This window comes from Streptomyces sp. 15-116A (assembly GCF_025290915.1).
Classification (GTDB): domain Bacteria; phylum Actinomycetota; class Actinomycetes; order Streptomycetales; family Streptomycetaceae; genus Streptomyces.
Genome location: NZ_JAOCQE010000521.1, coordinates 1 through 1,653, shown reverse-complemented (window position 1 = coordinate 1,653; position 1,653 = coordinate 1). Strand labels below are relative to the sequence as shown.

The following is a 1,653-nucleotide window of genomic DNA, read 5'->3' as shown; positions in this document are numbered from 1 at the left end:
GTACGGTGTCGGTCTCGGCGCCGCAGCCGCAGCCCTCGCCCTGCCGGGACAGCAGCAGCATGGCGATGTCGTCCTCGCGGCGGTCGGCGAGCGGGCCGGTGGTGCGGGCTCGGGTGAGGTGCGGGAGGCCGGCTGTCGTGACTCGTTCTGCTCGTTCTGTGTGACGGGCGTCCGGGCCTGGGCTCCCAGGGGGGTGGGGGAGGTCGGGCTCGGGTTCGTGCTCGTGGGGTGCTGGGGGGTTGGTGGTGGGGTGCTTCTGTCGGTGGTGGTGGGGGTGTCGTTCGTGGATGCGGGGGCGGGGGTGACCGGTGCGGCGCCTATGGCGGTGTCCGCGGGGCCGGGGGCCGATGCCAGGTGTACGACGCTCATCGCGCCCGCGGCCAGGGCCAGGCCGCCGGCGGCCAGGAGGACCTTGTGGTGGCGGGGCTTGCGGTGGCGGCCCCGGATGTGGGGGGTGAAGCCGGCGCGCGCGGGTGGCTCCTGGGTGGTGCGCTGTGGTGTGTCGGTCGTCATCGCGATCCCCTCCCCTGCGAGCGCGCCCCCGAAATGCGCCCGTGGTGCTGCGCACGTTAGGCGCTTGGGGAGTGCGCGGGGCCCGGAGTGGCCTGATGTCACTCGAACGGGTGGGCGGGGGGTGATCAGGGAACCGGCTGTGCGCCCTTTTCCTGGTGGGCCTGGGCTGCGATGATCGGAGCGGCGGATTTGTTAACACGCGTTAACCCGGAGGGTGTCATGAGTGAGGAGCGGTTCGGGGAGTTCGTGCTGGTGCGGCGGCATGAGCAGGGGCATGTCGCGGAGCTGGTCCTCGACCGGCCCAAGGCCATGAACGCCGTGTCGACCGAGATGGCCCGGTCGATCGCCGGGGCGTGTGCGGCGCTGGGGGCGGACCGGAGTGTGCGGGTGGTGGTGCTGACCTCGTCGCACGAGCGGGCGTTCTGTGTGGGGGCGGATCTGAAGGAGCGGAACTCCTTCAGTGACGCCGATCTGGTGCGCCAGCGGCCGGTGGCGCGGGGCGCGTACACCGGTGTGCTGGAGCTTCCGGTGCCCACGGTCGCGGCGGTGCACGGGTTCGCGCTGGGCGGCGGTTTCGAGCTGGCGCTGTCCTGCGATGTGATCGTGGCGGACCGTACGGCTGTGGTGGGGCTGCCTGAGGTGTCCGTCGGGGTGATTCCCGGTGGCGGTGGTACGCAGTTGCTGCCGCGGCGGGTGGGTGCGGCGCGGGCGGCCGAGCTGATCTTCACGGCGCGGCGTGTGGAGGCGGCGGAGGCGCGGGAGCTGGGTCTTGTGGACCAGTTGGTGGAGGAAGGAAGAGACCGGGAGGAGGCCCTGGCCCTGGCCACCCGAATGGCCGCCAACTCCCCCGTGGGCCTGCGTGCAGCCAAGAGAGCCCTCCGCCTCGGCCATGGCCTCGACCTCCCCGCGGGCCTGGAGATCGAGGACGCGGCCTGGCGCTCGGTCGCCTTCTCGGGCGACAGAGCGGAGGGCGTCGCCGCCTTCAACGAGAAGCGCAAGCCGAAGTGGCCCGGCGAGTAACCCGCCGGGCAACCGGCTGCGGCTAGGGGGTGTCCGCAAAGTCCCGCCTGCCCTGCGACGCCCGGCACGCACTCTCGCCGCACCGGGCGAACACCCGAGTACAACCAGTACGCGGGTGTC

General features: G+C 72.4%; 1 protein-coding gene and 1 pseudogene. One reads left to right on the top strand and one right to left on the bottom strand.

The genetic code is table 11. The annotated features are described in order from the left end of the window. Positions 1-513, bottom strand: a pseudogene (locus N4P33_RS35075) (hypothetical protein); the annotation flags it as partial. Between the two features lie 219 nt (positions 514-732). Here N4P33_RS35075 and N4P33_RS35070 point away from each other — a divergent pair. Beyond that, entirely contained in the window at positions 733-1,533 is an 801-nt protein-coding gene (locus N4P33_RS35070; protein ID WP_260830949.1) for an enoyl-CoA hydratase/isomerase family protein, read from the top strand. Positions 1,534-1,653: the final 120 nt, after the last annotated feature.

What these genes read in the sequence shown, in the direction of transcription:
- N4P33_RS35070 (WP_260830949.1), top strand. Translation starts at nt 733, where the DNA reads ATGAGTGAGGAGCGGTTCGGGGAGTTCGTGCTGGTGCGGCGGCATGAG.